Raw genomic sequence first — 21,930 nt, 5'->3', positions numbered from 1 at the left:
TACAATATGAAGTAATACTAATTATTTTTCTTTTCTGCTATATAAGCAGCTAGTTGTTTAATATTGCGTTTTGTATATGCGACTAAGTCGTCCGTATTAAGATTCTCGTTTTCTAAAGCAAGATCAAGCTCAATAGCTAGTAGAGAATTTCCTCCTAAGTCAAAGAAATCATCCTCTACACCGACAGCTTCAATCTTCAATATACTTTTCCATATTTCAACCAAACGAGATTCTAACTCATTACTAGGAGACATCATACTCTCCTCCTCATTCTTAGGTAAAGATCTAGGTGAAGGTAAGGAATGTCGATCAACCTTTCCACTTGGTGTTAATGGTATGTTTTCAACTTCAACAAAGAAAGTAGGTATCATATAACTCGGAACTAATTTCGCAAGATGCAATTTCAAATCAGAAATGGATACAGGTGATTTTGCTACGAAATAAGCTACAAGTTTTTTCTGCCCATCTTCATCTTGAATGTCTACTATCACTGCTTCTTTAATTGCATGATGTGAAGATAAAGCATCTAAAATTTCCCCTGGCTCAATTCGATATCCTCTAATTTTTAATTGTTCATCATTTCTACCGAGGAATTCTATATTCCCATCAGGTAACCAGCGTGAAAGATCTCCTGTCCTGTACATTTTCTCCCCTTTTACAAATGGGTCTGGTAAAAACTTTTCTTCAGTTAATCTCATTTGATTTACATATCCTCTTGCAAGCCCTTCTCCCGCAATATACAGCTCTCCTACCGCGCCAATAGGCTGAAGTCTCTGTTTTTGATTAAGTATATAAAGCCTTACATTCGGAATAGGCTTTCCAATAGGAATAGTATTATAGTTTTCACTTTCTTGAAGTGAAAATGTACTTGCGATAACCGTCGCCTCAGTAGGACCATACATATTTTCTATTTGAGTCGATAGTCGATGCTTTTTAAATTTATTAACCACCTCATGTGTCAAAGCTTCACCCGCAAGTAATATATACTTTACTTTATTTAAAACCTGGCAATTTTCATTATTAAGTGTATTTACGAATGCTCTAAACATAGACGGTACAAAATTTAATAATTTTACATCATATTTATCTATAGTTCTTAAAATTGCCCTTGGGTTTCGATGTTCCCCATTTTCCATTATTACTAATTTACTACCTACTATGGTCCACCCAAACAACTCTAAAACAGATACATCAAATATATAAGGCGTCTTCAGTAAATACGTATCTGATTCATCCATAGGATATAAATGAGTCATTGAAAATAAGAAATTCACAATACTACAATGTTCAATCATGACTCCTTTTGGTCTACCTGTAGAACCTGAGGTATATAAAATATAAGCTAAGTTATTTGGTTTTCCAGTAACCTCCAGGTTACTTGTATCACCAACGTACAAATTTTCTTGCTTTAAATCAATAATCTCTCCTACAAATGGAATTTCACCTACGTATTTAGATTCTGTAAGTACAAATTGAGGATTACAATCCTCTAAAATATGTTCCATTCGACGCTTTGGATATTCAGGATCAATTGGTACATATGCAGCTCCAGATTTTAGCGCAGCAAATATAGCTATAATCATTTCTACGGATCTTTCCACAACGATACCAATTTTAGTTTCCTGATCTACACCTTTTTGTCTAAGAATACGAGCAAGCTGATTTGCTCGATTATTGATATACGAATAACTGTACGGTATATCATTTGAAATAACTGCGATTTCTTCTGATTTATTTTCAACCTGATCCTCAAAAAATTGATGAACTAATTTACCCTGAGTAAAATCTAATTTTGTATTATTAAGTTCATTTAACATCCTTGTGGATTCACTTTTACTTAAAACATTAACGTCTTCAATTTTCGCTTCAGGATTAGCTACCATCCACTCTAGCGTATTTATAAAATGCATCATAAACCGCTCTATAGTTTGCGGATAATATAATCCTGTCGCGTATTCCAATTCTAATCGCAGACCCTCTTCTTCCGGAAATACTTCTATACTCATATCTACCTTTGAAGCTTGATGCTTAATTTCGTATGATTTAAATGTAATATCTTTTATTTTTTCTGATGTTCTTCCGATATTCTGCATTACTAACATGACATCAAATACAGGATTTCGATTAGTATGATAAGCCATGTCTAACTTATTTACTAACTCATCAAATGGGTATTCTTGATATTGAAATGCTTCTAGCGCATTTTCTTTTACTTCATTTAAGAATTGAATTATCGTCTTTTCCGCTTTAGGATGATTTCTCATAGGTAGAGTATTTACAAACATACCTATGATAGGCTCAAGATCATGATGAATTCTTCCTGCAATTGGAGAACCTACTATAATATCTTCCTGTTGCGTATACACATGCAATACTATATTTAGTGACGAAAGAAGTACCATATATAAAGTAGCTTCTCTTTCATCCGCAAAGGATTTTAATTTATTAGAAAGTTCAGGTGTTAAATGGAATACTAATCTATCACCTTCAAAAGTTTGATTTAGCCCACGTGGCTTATCGGTTGGGAACATAAGAATTGGTAACTCACCTTTAAACTTCTCTACCCAATACTCTTCAATTTCTTTCAGCCCTTCATCATGTAAACGGTTGGTTTGCCAATTGGCATAATCTTTGTATTGTATTTTAATAGGCTCTAAGGCTTTGCCTGAATATAAATCTATAAACTCTTTTTCTAACTTCGCTAAAGATACTCCATCTGCTATTATGTGATGAAGATCAAATAGTAACAGATATTGATTGAATTCTAATTTCATTAAACCGACGCGCATAAGTGGAGCCCTATCTAACTGAAAAGGACGAACAAATTCCTGTATTAGCTCTTCAATTGTTGATCTATCAGATTTATATAAATGTTCAATTCTAATATCTAAACTATCATGAATAAATTGAACTGGTTCACCTTTAATAAATTGGAATGAAGTTCTTAATGATTCATGACGTTCTACTAATTCTTTGACACATTGTTCTGCCTTTATAAAATCAAACTCACCTTCTATTAACATTGCACCTGGTATATTGTAGGCAGTTCCTATTCCAGCAAAGCGGTTTAATATATATAATCTTTTTTGTGAAGAAGAAGCTTGATAAAATTCTCTATCAGGTACGATCTCAATTTGAGAATAATTTTTCTTCCCTTCATATTTCTCTATATACTCCGCTAATAGCATAATTGTAGGCCTTTGAAACATTTCACGTATAGGTACATCTACACCTAAACGTTTATATATGTGTGAAACAACAGAAGTAATTTGTAATGAATTACCTCCTAATTCGAAAAAGTTATCATTCACACCTATTTTCTCTATTCCAAGTACTACTTTCCATATCTCAGAGAGCATTTGTTCAATTTCATTACGTGGTTCAATAAATAAAGCTGTGGATTGCTCCCAAATTGGATCTGGAAGAGCTTTCCGATCTATTTTACCGTTTGATGAGATTGGAAACTGCTCAATCGGGATGATGTATGCAGGAATCATATAAAAAGGTAAATACTCTCTAAGGAATTGGCGTACCTCTTCTACTTTAGCTGAAGAATTCATAACAACATATGCACATAAAACCGGAGCATCTTCTCCCTCTTTTTTACGTGTAATTACAATAGCTTCACCAATTTCAGGATATCGTAATAGTTGCTTTTCTATTTCTCCCAATTCAATTCGTAATCCACGAATTTTGACTTGATCATCCATACGGCCTAAATATTCAAGATTTCCATCTGGTAACCAGCGTGCCAAATCTCCAGTACGATATACCTTGTCATCTATAATAGAAGAACCCTCTTTGTTGATTTGTATAGGAACAAATTTCTCCATAGTTAACTTAGGTTGATTTAAATAACCTCTTGCTAATCCTTCTCCTGAAATACACAATTCCCCAGGAATTCCAACGGGTTGTAATTGTTGATTATCACCCATAATATAAACTTTTTGATTAGCTAGAGGTCTTCCTATTGGTAATTGATTCATAAATTCTAACTCAGCGTTCTGAACATGATAACATGTAGAATCTACAGTTGTCTCTGTAGGTCCATAAGCATTAGTTAAATTTGGTCGGCAGTTTTCATTAAATAAACCAAGGAACTTCCGTGCTAATTTCGGTGGTAATTCCTCTCCAGCAATAATAAAATGTTTAAATGAATATTCTACCTCTTCATCTATAAAATTAGTTAATAATCGAAGATGCATCGGCGTTCCATCAGCAATATTTATTTGCTTTTCTTGATAAAAATTAATTAACTCCTGCCCATCAGTTCTTGCTTCCTCAGGTACTATAAATAAACTATTTCCTAATAGAAGCGCACCAAACATGTTTTGTACTGAAGCGTCAAACTCAAAAGGTGAAACTAACCCGATTCGCATAGAAGAACTATATTTATCATATATTTCATTTTTTAACCCAAATATTAAATTTACAACACTACGATTTTCAACCATAATTCCTTTAGGATTACCTGTAGTTCCAGAGGTGAAAATAACATATGCCAAATCGTAAGGTGTACTTACTGAAGGGAAACTAATCAACTCTGTTTCAAGTAGTTCATTAAAACTCACCATACTACAATCCTGGATTTGTCTTGTAAAATCTTCACTAATAACCTCTGGTTTTACTATACAAAGTGGAGATTTACATTCTTTTAGCATCGCCTCTATCCGTTTATACGGCAAATATATGTTAATAGGTAAATAAGCAGCCCCACTTTTTAAAATACCTAGCATTGCAATGACTGCATCAATGGATCGATCCATCATAAGACCAACAATGTGTCCTTTTCCAATTCCTTTTTTATGTAGAGAACTGGCAACCAGATCTACCTTTTCTTTTAATTGAGCGTATGTTATTTCTCTTTTGTCATCAGAAACAGCAAGTTTATTTGGATTATGCATGACTTGTTCTTCAAATAACTGTATCACCGTTAAATGATGCGGGTAATCTAACTCAGTTTGATTAAATGTCATTAACTCTCTTATATCATTATCACTAACCCAATCTAAATCTATATGCGGCGTATTCGGTTGTAGTAAAGCTTGCTCTAACAAGTCTATAAAATGATGACCAAATCGCATAACAGTAGATGTTTTGTATAGATGCTCATTAAAATACATATCAACTTCTATACACCCATTTACTTGACGGAAAGAGAATATAATCTCAGCATTGCTCTCACTTAAATAATTTAAATCTTGAATTTCCTCTAGCAAAATTGCAGTACGGAACGGATAATTACGCCCCTCTGGAAGGTAGTTACTCAAAACCGGTTGTAAACTTTCCAATGGGAAATTTTGATGTTCTAAAGCATTAACCATTACTGTACTAACATGCTGGAGAATTTGTCTATATGTCATATGTTCCTCAAGACCATGTCTTAAAACTAACAAAGTATTAATAAGGTTAGTATCACTGTCTTGTTTTAAAACAGGTGTACCAATGCATATATCTTGCAATCTAGTATATTTATTTAACAGCAAGGTAAGTCCAGCAGTAAGAATCATGTGCAACTGAAGATCTGATCCATTTGCTAACTTTAAAATCTTCTCGGACAATTCCTCTTTTAGTTTTATGTTAACATTTGATAAATTCACCTGTTTGTTTGATGTCCGGTAATCATAAGGGAAATGGCAGTCAGCCAGTTCCCCTGATAAGTTTTCTAACCAAAATTCTCTTTCCTTTATTCGTTCATTTGCGGCAATTACTTTATCTTTATTTGCTAATCGTTCAACCATAGTTACTCACTCCTGACAATAATCAATTAAAAGTTAAAATCCCCAAAATCTACTGATACCTTAACTGGTTGCAGTTCTTGAATTTCTTGTTTAAATGAAATATCTTTTAATAAAATTTCAGGATGATCTACAATTTGTTCAAAAATCTCAACATAACGCTCACATAACTTTTGAACCGTGTCCCTAGTATATAAAGAGGTTGCATATTCCATAGTCAGTTCAATTGTATCTTCCAATTCAACCACTCTTAGCAATAAATCCATTTGTGCGCGCTTAAAGTCGTGATCATATGTCCTTAGTTCTAAACCATCGATAAACATATGATCTGCATCCATATTTTGCATAACAAATGAAACATCGAAAAGTGGGTTCCTATTATACGTGCCCTGAAGTCCTAATTGATTAACCAGGTCCTCATATTGACATTTTTGATGTTCAAATGCTTGTAAGACCTGCTCTTTTACTTCAAATAGGAATTGAGTAAACCTTTGTTCAGCTCTTGGATAGTTCCTTATTCCTAACATGTTTACAAATACTCCTATAATATCTTGTAAATCCGCATGCGGGCGACCAGTAATTGGTGAACCAATTACAACATCCTCTTGGCCAGTATATTTACCTAGCAAAATATTATATACAGAGAGCATTAGCGTATATAATGTAGTTTCTTCTTTTGCTAATAAACGCTTAATTTTCTTGGTAACATTTGAATCAATAGTAAAGGATATTTTACTACCTTTCAGATCTAATATTTCAGGTCTTGTATAATCAGTAGGCATATTCAAGACAGGTACACCATCTTTAAATTGCTCTAGCCAATACTGTTCATGTTTGAGAGCAATTTCTTTTTCTTTTTCACTCTGCTGCCATTCTGAGTAATCCTTATACTGTATTTTTAAGTTTGGTAATTTCTCTCCTGAGTAAAGCGCAAATAGATCTCTAACAAAAATATCATAGGAAACTCCATCGGTTACTATATGATGTAAATCAATAATTAAAATATGTTTTTGTTCTTCCAATCTAATTAACCCTACACGGAAATATGGAGCATTATTAAAATTAAATGGGCGAATAAATTCATTAATTATTTGTTCCACTTCAGATTCAAAGCCCTCAATTTGAGTAATATGGAAATCAGCATGATCATGAATAATTTGTACCGGTTTATCATTTTTCATTTCAATAGTAGTTCTAAATATCTCATGACGCTTAATTAATTGAGTGAACGCCTTTTCTAAACGTTCAATGTTTAATTTTCCATTTAAAAGAATAACGGAAGTATCATTATAAGCTGTACTTTCTGGATACAATCGGTGTAATACATAAAATCTCTTCTGAGCTGAAGAAAGCTGATAATGAGATTTAGGTTCAGCTGGAACAATAACATCAAATTCACTCTTATCTGCCCTTGAAATATAATTTGCTAGTTTCTCAATATTTGATAGAGTAAAGAGTTCTTTAATAGGAACTTCAACATTAAACTCTTTATGAATTTTTGAAACAATAGTAATAGCCTTAAGTGAATCTCCACCTAGTTCCAGAAGATCATCATGAACACCAACTTCTGAAACTTTAAATATATTTCTCCAAATTTTTGAAAGCTTTTCTTCTACCTCATTGCGAGGTGCTACATATTCATTCAAGAGTTGTGGTCTAGAATGGTATAACGTAGAATCTAATTCTTCTTCCTTCTCATCATTGAAAGAATTTAATAACACCCATTGATCAATACGCGCTTGCAGTTCCCCTGGAGAATGAATCAGTACTTCCCCTTGTTTCCATGACAGTGCTATATTAAAGGCCTGAACTCCCTCTTCAGGTGTCATAGATAATTCATGTACACTTGCACCTATTTGCATATCTTTTTCTTCATCTTCCCAGTATTTCCAGTCACTCCAATTGACACTTATCCAAGGCAGTTTGGAATAACGATTTATATATTGTGCAAAAACATCCATGTATATATTTGAAGCAGCATATGAAACATAACCTAATCCACCTAAGACCGCTGAAATTGAAGACATTAGAACACAAAAATCTAAGTCTTTATTTCGTAAGCACTCTTCTAAATTGAGAAGACCATAAATTTTTGCAGAAAATTGTTCCTCACAGTCCTCTTTTTCAAGTTCCTGAATCAAATTAAAAGTCTTTCCACCGAGAATACCTGCACCATGAATTACACCATTAATCTTTCCAAATTCTTGTTCTGCCTTATGAATTGCTTCGTATAGTTGTGATTGATCTGTAACATCAGCAGCAAGTACATAAACTTTAGATCCCGTTTCTTCTATCTCTAAAACTTTACGAATTCTGTCCGAATACATCGTATTTTCCTTCAAATGCATATCCCACTCATCACGATTTGGCAGACCTGTACGTGTAAGAAGAACTAAGTTGGCTTGTACAGTTTGAGCCAAGTGTTTCGCAAGAATTGTCCCAATACCTCCGAGTCCTCCTGTAATAAGGTAAACTCCATTTTTTCGTAAAGGCAGTTTCTCTTTAGCTGGCTGTTCTAGTTGTAAAGGCTCGTAAGTTTGAACAAATCTTTTATTTCCTCGATAAGCAATCATCTTATCATTCGTATTTGAAAGGCATTCCTCTACTAATTGATTTATTAACCTGCTCTTCCATTCTTTGTTTAGAGGTAAAACAACATCAACACTTGAACAAGAAAGATAAGAATACTCTTGCGGAACAACTAATGACGTTCCAAGTACAGTTGATTTTTCTGGAATTAATTCTTCATCACCAATCACTTGTTGAACACCATTTGTAATGATTCGAATTGAGATTGAATCAGAGATATTCTTGTCTCCTAGTGCCTGAGTTAAGTAAAAAATTGAATAGAATCCTAAGTTTTGTTTACAATTTACATATTCAATTGAGGCTTGTCTTTCCTCATCCGTAATTCCCCACATATGAACTATTCTTGTAGGTAAACCACATATTTCTTGTACTTCATCCAATAACTTAACGTAATCTGTACGTTCTTCAGGATTTATAATGAAGCGATCGTTATTCTCCTTATTAAAAGCAAAGCCAGTTTCTACTGTAACTACTCTCTGCCCTTTATTTAATAAGTCCTTAACTAGTTCATTACCTAACCCTTCTTGATCTACAAAAACAATCCATGTCTCATTCACATCATGATTTGGTTCAAACAATGTAGAACTTTTCCATTGCGGCGTATAGAACCATTCAGAAATGTTGTTATTCTTACTAATTTTAGATTGCTTACTATTAAGCTTTTGACCTAAATCATACGGATTACCTTGTAATTTATAAGATATTTTATTGAAAGAATACATTGGTAATGGGATACGTCTTCTCTTCTCATCTTTATAAAATTGTTCCCAATCTATAGAAATACCTGTTACCCACATTCGAGTGATGTGACTAAATAAGAAATACATATCTGATACATCTTGTTGAACAGATCGAACCGTATTAAATATTCTTTCATTACCATTTTCATAGTCTAAAAGGCGACTAGTAAGCCTACTAAGGTCATTTCCAGGACCAATCTCTATGAATAGACTTGTATTGTCGCTATTCAACTCTTGAATTCCATCAGAGAATCGAACAGTTCCACGCATATGTTTTACCCAATAAACTGGGTTTGTTGCTTCTTCAGGTCGTATCCAAGTACCAGTCAAGTTTGATAAATAAGGTATTTTAGGTTCTCTAAGTGTCAATGTACTAACATAGGAAGCATACTCGTCCAGAATTGAATCCAGTTCGTGTGAATGTGCTGCTCCTTCTATTGTTACTCGCATACACATTAAACGCTTTTTCTTTAATTCATTTTCAAAATCTACAATTGCTTCTTCTGTCCCAGAAACTATACAAGCTGGACCATTAACTACCGCTAAAGAAATGGTATGTTGATATTCTTTTTCAAAAGAATTAATTAAATGAATTAATTCCTCTTCTGGAAGCGGAACACTAAGCATTACCCCTGCAGGAAGACTACTCATTAGCTGACCTCTTTTTACAACTAATTTAAATGCATCTTCCAAAGTAAATACTTCTGCTAAACAAGCAGCCACATATTCGCCAAATGAATATCCAATCATTGCTTCAGGTTTAATTCCCCAACCCATTAATAGTTTCGCAACTGAGTATTCAAACGCGAAAAGAATTGGTTGACTAAATTCCATTCTTTTCAATTTTTCCGTTGCCTCATCAATACTGAAAGTAGTTGGGTATAACACTTCTTTCATGTTTACATTCGTAACAGATTGAAGGATTGCAAAGCATTCATCCATAGCTTCACGGAAAATTGCCTCTTGTTCGTATAATTCTAACCCCATGTTTACATATTGCGATCCGTTCCCAGAAAACAGGAAGTTGATTTTAGGATGTTCCTCTTTTACATTTGCATATTGTACTCTTCTTCCGTCTGGCTGGTTTAATTGTTCAATTCCTTCTTGAGTACTGGAACAAACTAAAGCTCTCCTATGCTTGAATTCCTTACGTCCAATTTGCAATGTATAACTAGCGTCTGCCAAATTCACATGAGGATTCTCTTCAAGGTGATTTCCTAAATTCAAAGTCATACGATCCAAAGCATCTTTCGATTTTGCCGAAATCATTAACATCTGGTATGGTCTACTATTTGAGGTTGCTTCAAGCTTTGGTGCCTCCTCCAAAATAATATGTGCATTTGTACCACCAATACCAAATGAACTAACACCTGCACGTAATGGTTTATTATCCTCTTTCCACTCATTTAATTGTTGATTTACATAAAAAGGTGTCTTTTCAAATCCAATTTGCGTGTTTGGTTTTGTAAAATTCACACTTGGCGGAAGAATCTGATCTTTCATCGCAAAGACCGTTTTAATTAAACCAGCAACACCAGACGCTGCATTTAGATGGCCTACATTTGCTTTAACAGATCCAATTGGTACAGATTGTTTTTCATTAGAGTTAAACACTTCACTAAGCGCCTTGATCTCAATGGTATCTCCTAGTTTAGTAGCAGTTCCGTGTGTTTCAATATAGGAAATGGACTCAGGTTCTACATTTGCTTCATGTTGCGCCATTTTAATAACTTCTACTTGGCCCTCTACACTAGGTGCAGTGTAACCAATTTTCCGATTCCCATCATTATTAATCGCCGTTCCTTTTATTACTGCATGTATAGTATCCCCATCATTTATAGCTTCCTGTAAAGGCTTCAGAACAACAATCCCAACACCGTCTCCAAAAAGCATTCCATTTGCATTTTCATCAAAAGGACGACAATGACCATCTGAAGAAAATAGCATTCCTTCTTGGTAGGTATAACCTGCTTTTTCAGGTTGAGTTAATGTAATTCCCCCAGCTATAGCAATATCACAATGCCCCTGTAATAATGCTTGGCATGCATTATGAATAGCCACCAATGATGTTGAACATCCCGTAAAGATATTCATACTTGGTCCTTTTAGGTTAAATTTGTAAGAAATTTGAGTACTTAGCGAGTCTTTGTCGTTAAGTAATGAAATTAAGAATTGTCCAGCTGGTTCATTTGCCTCTGAAAGAGTAGATAACACTTGCCAATATAAGTTAGGAGATGCCCCACTATATACACCAATTAGGCCCGGGTATGTCTCAATATTATATCCAGCATGTTCAAGGGCAGACCACGCACATTCATGAAATACTCGTAGTTGCGGATCCATTAACGATGCATCTTGAGGTGTATAATCAAAGAATGGAGCATCAAAATTATCAGTTCCCTCTAAATACCCTTTCGCTTTAACATAATTAGGGCTTTTTACTTCCATAGGATTCACACCAGATTCAATTAACTCTTCATCTGTAAAAAATTGAATAGACTCTGTTCCAGACTTTATATTATTCCAGAATTCATTTACATTCTGTGCTCCAGGAAAACGTCCATCTATTCCTATAATTGCAATATCGTTATCTTCTTTCGTTTTTCGATTAAAACGTTTTGTATGTTTGACTGGACTCTTTTGCTTATCTCCACTTAAGTATCTCGCTAAAGAACGAATACTTGGATACTCAAACATAACTCCAATTGAAATCTGTTTTTCTAATCTATTAATTAATCTCTCATGAATTTGAATTATATGAAGTGAAGTTGCACCAAGATCAAAGAAATTTTCATTTACATTTACAGTATCAACACTGTAAAACTCTTTCCAAATCCCTATAATTATTTCCTCTACTTCATCTTGATTTCTGAACTTATCTCCCGTTTTCGTTTGAGTTTGAGTTTCCAATTCAGAAATTCGTTTACGAGAATTCAGATTAATCCATTGATCAAAACGTTTATTTAAATCTCCTGAAGAAATAATTACCTGATTTAAACCACTTAAACCAAGCACACATTGGAATGTTTTTTGTCCTTCCTCAGATGTCATTTCAAGCGCTTCTATACTTTGAGCATTGAATATTTTATTAACCTGTTGAGCTCCCGTATACTGCCAATCTCCCCAGTTAATACTGGTCCATCGATTATTAGATGTATTACTCACTTTGTCTGAAAAACTATCTAAGTAAAGGTTTGCTGCTGAATAGGCTACAAAACCTAATCCACCCAAAATAGGTGAAAGTGATGAAACAAGATAACAAAAATCAAGATCATAATTACTCAATAACTTATCAAGAACTAGCACACCATGTACTTTAGGAAGAAATTGCTCTTCACATTCAATCCTACTTATCTTTTCCATTGGACACTGAGATGATTTAACACGTAAGACACCTGCTGCATGAATTACCCCATTTATGTGACCAAAATTAGCCTCAGCCTGATGAATCACGTTTCTCATCTGCTCTTCATCAGCTACATCTGCAACAGCTGTCATTACTTTTGCTCCCAATGAATCCAACTTCTGAATATGGTTAATACGTTGACATACTTGTTCATTTTCAAACTGTGATTGAAGAATTTGATCCCATTCTTCACGATCAGGAAGAGCTGTTCTACTAACTAATATTAGTTTAGCCTTTACTGTACGCGCCAAATATTCTGCTAATTTAAGACCTACTCCTCCCATTCCACCAGTAATTAAATAAACCCCTTCCGATCGAATATTCGGAATTTTTGAAGCTAATTCATTTTCATTTATTACTAGCATTTCACTTACTTTTTCATCAGGTATAGGCTCATAGATTCGAATGTAACGAGTGTTATTTCGAATTGCTATTACAGTGTCAATAATGTCCGTTTGAATCTCAGAATATAAGTTTGATATTAATGCTTCTTCATTATCAGACAACATAAAATCTACACTACGGCATCTAATATTTGGATACTCTTGCGGAAATACTTTTATAGGAGCCAAAAGAGTAGATTTTTCTGCAATAATAGACTCGTCTCCTACTACCTTTTGCATATTATTCGTCATAACATTTATATTGATAGGATAAAGTAAATTAAATTTACTAATTGTCTTTGCAAGTGATATTAATGAATAGAATCCAGTATCTAAGGTCTCGATACCTAAATCCTTATTATCCACATTCCATAGGTGAACAATCTCCTCTGGTAAACACTCTTGTTTTTGTAGCTCATTAAATAACTGATAATAATCTTCTTGTTCAGTAGGGCATATTGTAAATTCATTTAAACTAATCTTTTTATATGAAGGACCCACACCGACTGTTATAACACGATGTCCATCTCTTTCAAGCTTTTCTTTAAGAGCTAAGCCTATATGCTCATTGTCTAAAAATAACAACCAACTTTTAGTAGATTCTTTAGTTACATCTACAATTTCTTTTTCCATCCAACCTGGAGTATAGAACCACTCAGCTATATTAGAACGTTTCTTTATCGATGTTTCTTCACTATTAGTTATATTTTGCTGTTCAGCTGGATCTATCCAATATCGCTTTTTCTCAAAAGGATATGCTGGTAAGGCAATACGTAATCTATATTCCTCTTCATACAGTTTACTCCAATTAATTTCTACGCCTAACTCCCACGCTTGTCCCAATACCTCTAACAAGTCGCCTCGCAAAATAATCTGATTATTATTAATCTCAGAATTTAAAAACTCTCCAATATGTACAATCACAGAATTAAGATCTACATCCTTAACTTGTGTTAGAAGTTCTACTTTTTCTCCATGCGCCCATTCTGCCTGTAACTCTGTATAGTTTTCAACTAATGGATTCAGGACATCTTCTGACTTAAGAGATTTATTATAAATATCTGAAACCATTCCAGCTAAGCCTGTACCAATAATGTTAGAAGGACGTACATCACATTCAATTAATACATCAATAATCGATTGCAAGCAGACGAAGAAGGTTAAATCTTCAACCAAGCTATCATCTGTTCCTTTAAAGAATGCTTCTTTCAATGCTTTTCCAGTATACATTTGGGCATCAGTCATATTACGCTCAAATACTTTTAAGAATAATGGTTCCTTTTGGTATAGTTCTTTTACATTCTCAATAATTGATGAGTATTCGCTAGGTAACACAAATACCAAATCTGGATTTTCTTGCGTTTTTACGTGAAAATCTTTAACTGTTTTTAAATTGTCTATGGCGCTATCTATATCCTTACATAAGACCGCTCTTCTATACGGAAATGATCGACGGCCAGTTTGCAATGTGTATGCTACATCTGCTAATTCAACATCTTTATTAGATTCCAGATATTCAACCATATTTACTGTAGCATTATTTAAAGCTTCTTTTGATCTAGCAGAAAGAACCATTAGTTTTTTCTCTCTAGTAGAAGCAGAACTTTTAACTTTAGGGGCTTCTTCTAATACAATATGAACGTTAGTTCCACCATATCCGAAAGCACTTACACCAGCTCGAAGAAGATCATTATCATCACTTTGCCAATTTACCAAATCAGTATTGATATAAAATGGGCTATCTATAAAATCAATTTTCGAGTTAGGGCGCTTCACATTTAAAGTTGGCGGGAGTTGTTTATGTTTCATAGATAAAACTGTCTTTATAAGTCCGGTCACCCCTGCAGCTGTATCTAAATGACCTACATTACTCTTAACAGAACCAATTGCACAAAAAGATTTCTTGTCCACATCTTGAAACGCTCTCTTTAGAGCCTCTACTTCGATAGAATCCCCTAATGGCGTTGCCGTCCCATGCGTTTCTATATAACTAATTGTAGAAGGATCAACTTCAGCAAAACTATGTGCTGCTTGAATTACTTCAGCCTGTCCCTCAACACTCGGAGCAGTATAGCCTACTTTTCGACCACCATCATTATTTGCTGCTGACCCCTTAATTACACCATAGATTGTATCCCCATCAGCAATCGCATCTTCTAATCTCTTTAGTATTACCATACCTACACCATCACTAAAAACTGCACCCTGGGCTTCTGCATCAAAAGTACGTACTTTGCCATCAGGTGAACTTGTCATTCCTTCATGGTATTTATAACCATTCTTTTTAGGATACGTTATAGATACTCCACCTGCAGCTGCAATAGAGCATTCTCCAGTTAACAATGATCTACATGCAAGATGAATGCTCAAAAGAGATGTAGAGCAAGCTGTATACAATGTAAAACTCGGTCCCTTAAGTCCCAACTTATAGGATGTAAGCGTTGAAATTGCATCTTTATAGGAAAGAGTACCCGCCTCTGAAAACTCAACCACACTATCACTGTTTAATAATGGCGTGTGCTTCATCCAATTAAAATTAGTAGATGCTCCTACATATAACCCTATTAATCCTTCATAATCAAATGGATTATAGCCTGCCATCTCTAATGCTTCCCATGTTGTTTCCTGTAACATACGGATTTGGGGATCCATTATTTTCGCTTCTCTAGGTGTATAAGAAAAAAAGGATTCATCAAAATATTCTACTTCCTCCAAATACCCTTTTGCTTTCACAAAATTAGGATGTTGTAAAACATCTAAATTAACACCTTCTTTAATTAATTCGTCTTCAGTAAATGTAGAAATTGAATCAACACCATTTTTTAGGTTATCCCAGAATTGGTTTATTTCATTTGCACCTGGAAATTTACCTGCCATTCCAATAATCGCTATTTCTAAACCAGTTTTACTATCATCTTGATGCTTCATTTTCACTTTCCTCCTATTTTGTTTAATTCGAATTTTCTATGCTTTACATACTCTTAGCTACAATATTTAGCGCTAATACTCCTATTTCATAAACTTAAGCAAAAGAAAAAACACATGAAATTACCCATAAAGTAGCTAAAGTGATTTACATACCTGACAGAAAACAAAAAATTTTAATTACGATTTCTATTCCTGGATTTCAATGATATTTTGAGCACTCATTTTTATTCTAAAAACCTAATATTTTGGTAATAATTCTGTTAATATTACACTTTATGTAGTTAGTAACATATTCACAAGAAGTTTTCTTTAAGAAATTAATTTGTAGAGTAATAATTTTGTAGGGGATTTATGTTATAAAATTAAGCATACTTTTTCCAATATCATATAGAAAAAAACAAAAAAGTGACATACAGTGAATATTGAGAAATAAAATTCATTTATTCCATATCTAACCAAAATAGAACGAATTTTCAATTTTAAATTAGATTTTCTTGTATTTATAATTGCATTCTCTATAAATCATCTATGGTGAGCTTTTAAACTTTAAACATAAATGAAGTTATATGCGAAATTTTTTAGTTTAGATGAGGATCTATAAGTGAATTCATTCAAGAGGAATGATATATGCTACAGATTTAATGTTCTTCATAAAGTTATAAACATAAACTAAATTCCTTCAAACGTTTTAAGAAAATATTGAGGATGAACATCGTTAGTGGAGCGCTTACTACCGAAGGCAAACTTATTTTTAGGATTGCTGACTTACAATTTTGCATTGTACGACTCCTAAGACAGACCAAATAAGTTCATATGATACAGTACTGTTTATCCTTCCGTTCATGTTGTTGAGTTTCCGTTATGTTTTGCTATACACATACAATATTTTCATCTTATACCCATAACTATTGTCCTGCAGACGCTTTATATTATCTTCAAACCCACTATTTCACTAAACTGTAAAATTAAAACCACTAAATTTCCGAATAAACTGAAAACTTATGAGAAATTGACAAGAAATCTTAATAAGATCTTTTCAATATATCTTAACTTTAAACGCATGAAATCAGGACCCAATAATGATGCTATACAGGGGAATATTCTACTAAATAAAATTACTAAAAGAGATATCTATAGAGAACTCAGATGTTAAAGAGAATGCTTTGGATTTTGTTGAAGAAATAGCACAAAATGTAGAACAAGGTGCAGCTGTAAAACCCTCTCTTCTTAGATGAGCTAAAGCGGCTTTAACTGATATTAACTCAATGGTTGCTCATGGCTCCCAAGTTACAGCTAAGATTGGCCAATTCATTAGTATAATGAGTGGATTTATTTCATAATTATCGTTTTTTAAATTCTTTTTTATTGCTAAGAATTTAAAAAACGGTTCTAGTACAAACATATATAATTTTAAAATCATCCATGGTGGGTGCTTTTTGCTTTGCTATGAAATACGTATCCAATTTGTAATATCACTTTTTGGGAAAATTCAACTACAAAAGTAAACTAATTTTACATTTTTTATAATTTGTAAAACCCGTCATTAAATAACCAAATAAAAATCCAGTGATATCAGCTTGTCTGCTTAACATTAATAGGTTCTATGAGTTTAACATTTTGTGTGTTTTGTAAAACTTATTTTTCTTTGTAATCTTTAAATATGTTCGAAAAGGTGTACCTTTTGAAACACTTAAAAAGATAGCGTACGGAGGCAATTAATAAGACGGGCTAGAATCGTTTTTTGACTAATCATTTTCTGAACCAATAAAAAATAAGAGCACTATGAAAAGTGCTCTTTGAAAAATTTGTATTGCTATTTATTGAACCTTAATAATAACTAACAAAAAGAAATTGGAGTTTGCTTACTGTTATATAAGATATGAAAAATTTATTGTTGCTTAAATCACTAAGAACATTCTTAGTGAAATTGTTGTTGACCACCTAATTGTTGATCTTGTTGACCACCCATTTGTTGGCCTTGCTGACCGCCCATTTGTTGGCCTTGCTGACCACCCATTTGTTGGCCTTGCTGACCACCCATTTGTTGGCCTTGCTGACCACCCATTTGTTGGCCTTGCTGACCACCCATTTGTTGGCCTTGCTGACCGCCCATTTGATCAACTTGCGATTGAGCTTGAGAAATGGCTTGATTTATTTGGCTTAATGTTTGATTAGACTGTAAATACTGTAACCCTTGGTTTAGTGTTTGAATTGCTTGTTGAATAGTTTGCTGTAATTGTTGATCAGCCTGTTGCATTTGTTGTTGAGATTGTTGGCTAAATTGTTGCAGTTGTTGCATGAGTTGATTGGCTTGCTGTAAGCCTTGTTGCCCCCCCATTTGTTGACCGCCCATCTGTTGGCCTTGAGATGCTTGAGATAACGAGTGTTGCAACTGTTGAATTTGATTTTTAAGACTAGTTAATTCTTGTGAAACTTCTAAATCAGCAGCTTTACGTGCTACAGCTTCAACTTTTTTCTCAGTTCGTTTGTCCATTTTATATCCTCCTTTTGTACCCATATAATAGTGCGGAACATTTTTATAATGTTCCAATTTTTATTTTTAATACTAACAAATAAAATTTAGTGAATAAGGAAAAGACACATAAAGATATTGTTCGGAACGCAAATAGGACAAGCTAACCGCTTGTCCTAAAGAGAGGAAAGTATCAACATAACTCATATTGGTAAAGGGATTCATGAATAGTATGAGTCAAATCAAAAAAGATATACAAATATGACAGGCAAAGAATCTTTTCCTGTATGTGAGGTTAATGAGTCAGTCAATTATGATAAGTTGCATTCTCATTACCAAAAGAGTGAAGTCAACAATTAAAAGGACTTATAAATAGGATATGTAGTTTTTCTGAAAATATGTAAAACAAACTAGCATTCAGTTTTTCAAACAATACATGGTACTACTAAACATACATTTTCTTCTAGCTGCTGTTAAAAATACTAATATCCAAAATATTTCTTCTAACAAAACAATTATCATGTTAATACTCGCTGGAATCCCAAAACGTAATAATAGTTTTAATAAATCCAAATCCATACGAAGATATTTTCGTACTGTCTCATCTACTGTAATTAGATGATTCTTCTGTTATCTCAACAAATGTTACAATTGTTGAGATAACAGAAGAATCAAGAAACTCATATATATAAATTAAATATTCCCATCTAGTCAAAAATAAGAATAAGTAATAAAATGATGTTTATGGCTGACTAACAATTAAGAACTAAAATAACGTTTTAGAATCTCCTGTATCGCGCATAAATATTGAATAGGCAAAATATAAGAATAAAACTGGCATGGAAATAACTAAAAGTACTTAAAAATTTGCTGAAGTTGAGCGAAATAAATAAAATTCTTTTTTCATTGTCAGCCTTTATGTCTGAACCGATTCTTCTGTGCTAACGGATTGTTGCTTTTTCATGAACATAAATAACATAAATACCGTTATTATCGAACGATAAATATGAAATGATGCTGTTAATTCACACCTAGATGCAAAACCTTTCCCTTGAAATACAGGCGTAATTTCAAGCTCTGGTATATCAATAATATACATATATTCTCCAACAACTCCGACAACCATTCCTTTTATTGACCACGCAAAACCGGTTATGATTCCAGTACTAGCTGCGTCCCCTGTTCCAATTTGTGAATGCCATCTCCATTGATTGATTTTAACTTTTTTCAGATTTTTTTTAGTACAGAATGAATCTCTTGCAACTTTTTTACTATCTCTCCAATACTATCAATCTGTGCCATTACTTTATTTTCAATACCGCCCTCTTCTTCTGCTTTTTCAATTTTTTGTCCAGTCTTTTTTTGCTGCTTTTCTATTCTTCCTAACACATCAAACGTATATTTAAATTTCCATATTTTCACTTGTAGTAAACACTGTTTTTCTATTTCTGTATATAAGAAAGTAATTTTCAAAGATATTTTCAAAAACAATATAAACAAAATAATCAATAACAGAATCCCGATCCCAATTACAAGCCACTTCATGCTTATCATCCTTTCATTCCATATCCTTTATCGACATGTCCAAAGAATATTATACATATTCTGAAAATTCGACGTAAGCAAGCATCTTTAAACAATAAAAGGCATGTAGCGTTCTATATTAAAATTTTTGTTGTACAATCAAAACACTTATAATCAAATAACATGGTTGAATGATGATCGTTAGAAAGAACAAAAAGTATACGAGTTTTGAAATGCTACTTTTATAACAAAAAACACCTCTTACTATCGTATTTAATTAAATACGATAGTAAGAGGTGTTTTTTGCTTGTTCTATTCCATTTAATCACTTTTCATATTACTCTACTCCAATTAGGCTGTTTGATAACAGTATATTAATGATAACTCCTATATTAGGCTATTATTGATTATTATTTTCGCGAATTTCTTCGGAAGGTTCTTCCGTCGGATCTGGCTCATCTTCATCGACGCCATTGCAACCAGATAACAAACCTACAGATAAAATAGTAGACATAAAAGCAAGTAAATATTTTCTTTTCCTCACGGGATTATTCCTCCTTTCAGTTAAATATTTATGTTATTATCATCTACTTTAAAAAAAAGAATTTGCTGAAGTTTTTTCAGTATTTTTTCCCATACATCCAATTAAAATTAAATATAATTATTGAAAAGGTAAGATTTTAAGATATCTGTAAGCCTATCTTAAAATGGAAAAGGGAGTTAACAATCATAATTACTCTGTATACGAAATTGTTTTTTTCAAATACTTTAAGCAAAAAACTTCAATAGGAGTGAAAAAATTGATAAGAAACAAACGTACAGTGATTCACCTATTTTTATTATTGGTTGTTATCGCTGTTTTTATATGGTCTGTTATTAACCCCGCAAAATACTCGACATGGGCAGCAGAAGCTATCCCTGCTATTTTCGGTTTATTCATTGTAATTACAACGTACAATAAGTTTCGTCTCACCACTCTCTTTTATATGATTATTACAATATTATCCATAACAATGTTTGTCGGTGGTCATTACACATACTCAGAGGTGCCTCTTTTTAATTGGATACAAGATATTTTTGATTTAAAACGAAATCACTACGATCGATTTGGACATCTGATAAAAGGTTTGTTTATCATTGTGATAAGAGAAATCTTATTACGGAAAACTCAACTAACCGAAGGCCCTTGGTTAATTACGATTAGTATAAGTATTTCACTTGCTATTGCTGCATTATACGAAATCATTGAATGGTTAGCTTTTCAACTAGCAAAGGGAGGACAAGCAGCAAAAGACTTTTTAGGTATGCAAGGCGATATATGGGATGCACAATGGGATATGTCACTTGCCTTGGTAGGCTCGATTTTTGCGTTACTCACCCTCTCGACATTACATAACCGGCTATTAAAAAAGAATTTATAAAATTCCAATTCAATAATATATAGCTTTTCATCTCATTTTTGAATTTCACATAAAATATTTTTACATATTTTAACAAAAATACTCTGGTAACATTAAGGGTTCCAATTTAAAAATCAAGAATTATTAGTATAAGTTGGTATTATAAATTTCTATAAAATATCGCATTATAAATAATGTGGAAATGAACCTAGTGTTTCTTTTTACGATTTTTTATAGGGGGGACAAAATTGAATATACTTAACTTTTTGATGTCATCATTGAATTATAGGAAAATAATCCAACGAATACTTGAGTTATTCGGAAATAAAAAGAAGAACAATAAAGGATGGATTTGGGCTTCTTTACTAGGATTAGGAACAGTTTTAGGGTTATTGGCAACACGTAATTCAAGTATGATGAAACCTATAAAACATACGTTCCAAGGTTTTCAAAATAAAACAAGATCATTTATTCCATCCAAAGTAAATTTAGCAAATATGGAATTTGCTGATGAAATTACACCTAACAACCAAAAGAGACATGGTGACCAAACTGATAATCATCACCATTACAAGACAAAAATCCCATCAAAACAACAGTAAATAGATAGCCGGTTCTTTATCTTACAGGGAACCGGTTCATTTATGTCTAAACGTACAATCTTCTTTTTTGAAATGGTAATCCCTAATACATCCTTAAAGTAATCATTGATTTATACAAAAAACTGCAAATTATCATTATATATTTTT

The 21,930-nt window shown here is 33.1% G+C and carries 6 protein-coding genes and 2 pseudogenes; 2 read left to right on the top strand and 6 right to left on the bottom strand.

All coding sequences use genetic code 11. The annotated features are described in order from the left end of the window. Positions 1-17: 17 nt before the first annotated feature. The 6 genes and pseudogenes from MR143_RS15195 to MR143_RS15170 all read right to left on the bottom strand — a co-directional run bounded on the left by MR143_RS15195 (position 18) and on the right by MR143_RS15170 (position 20,325). Entirely contained in the window at positions 18-5,741 is a 5,724-nt protein-coding gene (locus MR143_RS15195; RefSeq protein WP_242280832.1) for a non-ribosomal peptide synthetase, read from the bottom strand. A 26-nt stretch (positions 5,742-5,767) separates the two neighbouring features. Further along, positions 5,768-15,784, bottom strand: a complete 10,017-nt coding sequence (locus MR143_RS15190; protein ID WP_242280831.1) for an SDR family NAD(P)-dependent oxidoreductase — start codon at positions 15,782-15,784, stop codon at positions 5,768-5,770. Positions 15,785-17,702: 1,918 nt separating this feature from the next. Beyond that, the gene (locus MR143_RS15185) at positions 17,703-18,278 is read right to left on the bottom strand and encodes a hypothetical protein (protein ID WP_000361397.1); all 576 of its coding nucleotides are present in this window, start codon (positions 18,276-18,278) and stop codon (positions 17,703-17,705) included. A 474-nt stretch (positions 18,279-18,752) separates the two neighbouring features. Continuing rightward, positions 18,753-19,113, bottom strand: a pseudogene (locus MR143_RS15180) (MATE family efflux transporter); the annotation flags it as partial. Between the two features lie 60 nt (positions 19,114-19,173). Beyond that, a pseudogene (locus tag MR143_RS15175) lies at positions 19,174-19,811 on the bottom strand (DUF2953 domain-containing protein). A gap of 370 nt (positions 19,812-20,181) precedes the next feature. Further along, positions 20,182-20,325: a hypothetical protein gene (locus tag MR143_RS15170; protein ID WP_242280830.1), complete on the bottom strand. Its 144-nt coding sequence runs from the start codon at positions 20,323-20,325 to the stop codon at positions 20,182-20,184. A 256-nt stretch (positions 20,326-20,581) separates the two neighbouring features. Between MR143_RS15170 and MR143_RS15165 the strand changes: the two genes are divergently transcribed. Both MR143_RS15165 and MR143_RS15160 read left to right on the top strand, forming a co-directional pair. Next, complete coding sequence (locus MR143_RS15165) at positions 20,582-21,202, top strand: DUF2238 domain-containing protein (protein ID WP_242280829.1); 621 nt, start codon at positions 20,582-20,584, stop codon at positions 21,200-21,202. Between the two features lie 227 nt (positions 21,203-21,429). Continuing rightward, positions 21,430-21,783, top strand: coding sequence for a hypothetical protein (locus MR143_RS15160; RefSeq protein ID WP_242280828.1), 354 nt, complete (start codon positions 21,430-21,432; stop codon positions 21,781-21,783). Positions 21,784-21,930 lie beyond the last annotated feature (147 nt).

The sequence above is a fragment of the Bacillus cereus group sp. BfR-BA-01347 genome (genome assembly GCF_022663835.1).
Taxonomy (GTDB): domain Bacteria; phylum Bacillota; class Bacilli; order Bacillales; family Bacillaceae_G; genus Bacillus_A; species Bacillus_A thuringiensis_K.
Note: the sequence above shows the minus strand (reverse complement) of the source record. Positions and strands in the feature narration are given on the sequence as shown.

Coding starts and splice junctions, on each gene's coding strand:
- MR143_RS15195 (WP_242280832.1), bottom strand. CDS start 5,741: ATGGTTGAACGATTAGCAAATAAAGATAAAGTAATTGCCGCAAATGAA.
- MR143_RS15190 (WP_242280831.1), bottom strand. CDS start 15,784: ATGAAGCATCAAGATGATAGTAAAACTGGTTTAGAAATAGCGATTATT.
- MR143_RS15185 (WP_000361397.1), bottom strand. CDS start 18,278: ATGGACAAACGAACTGAGAAAAAAGTTGAAGCTGTAGCACGTAAAGCT.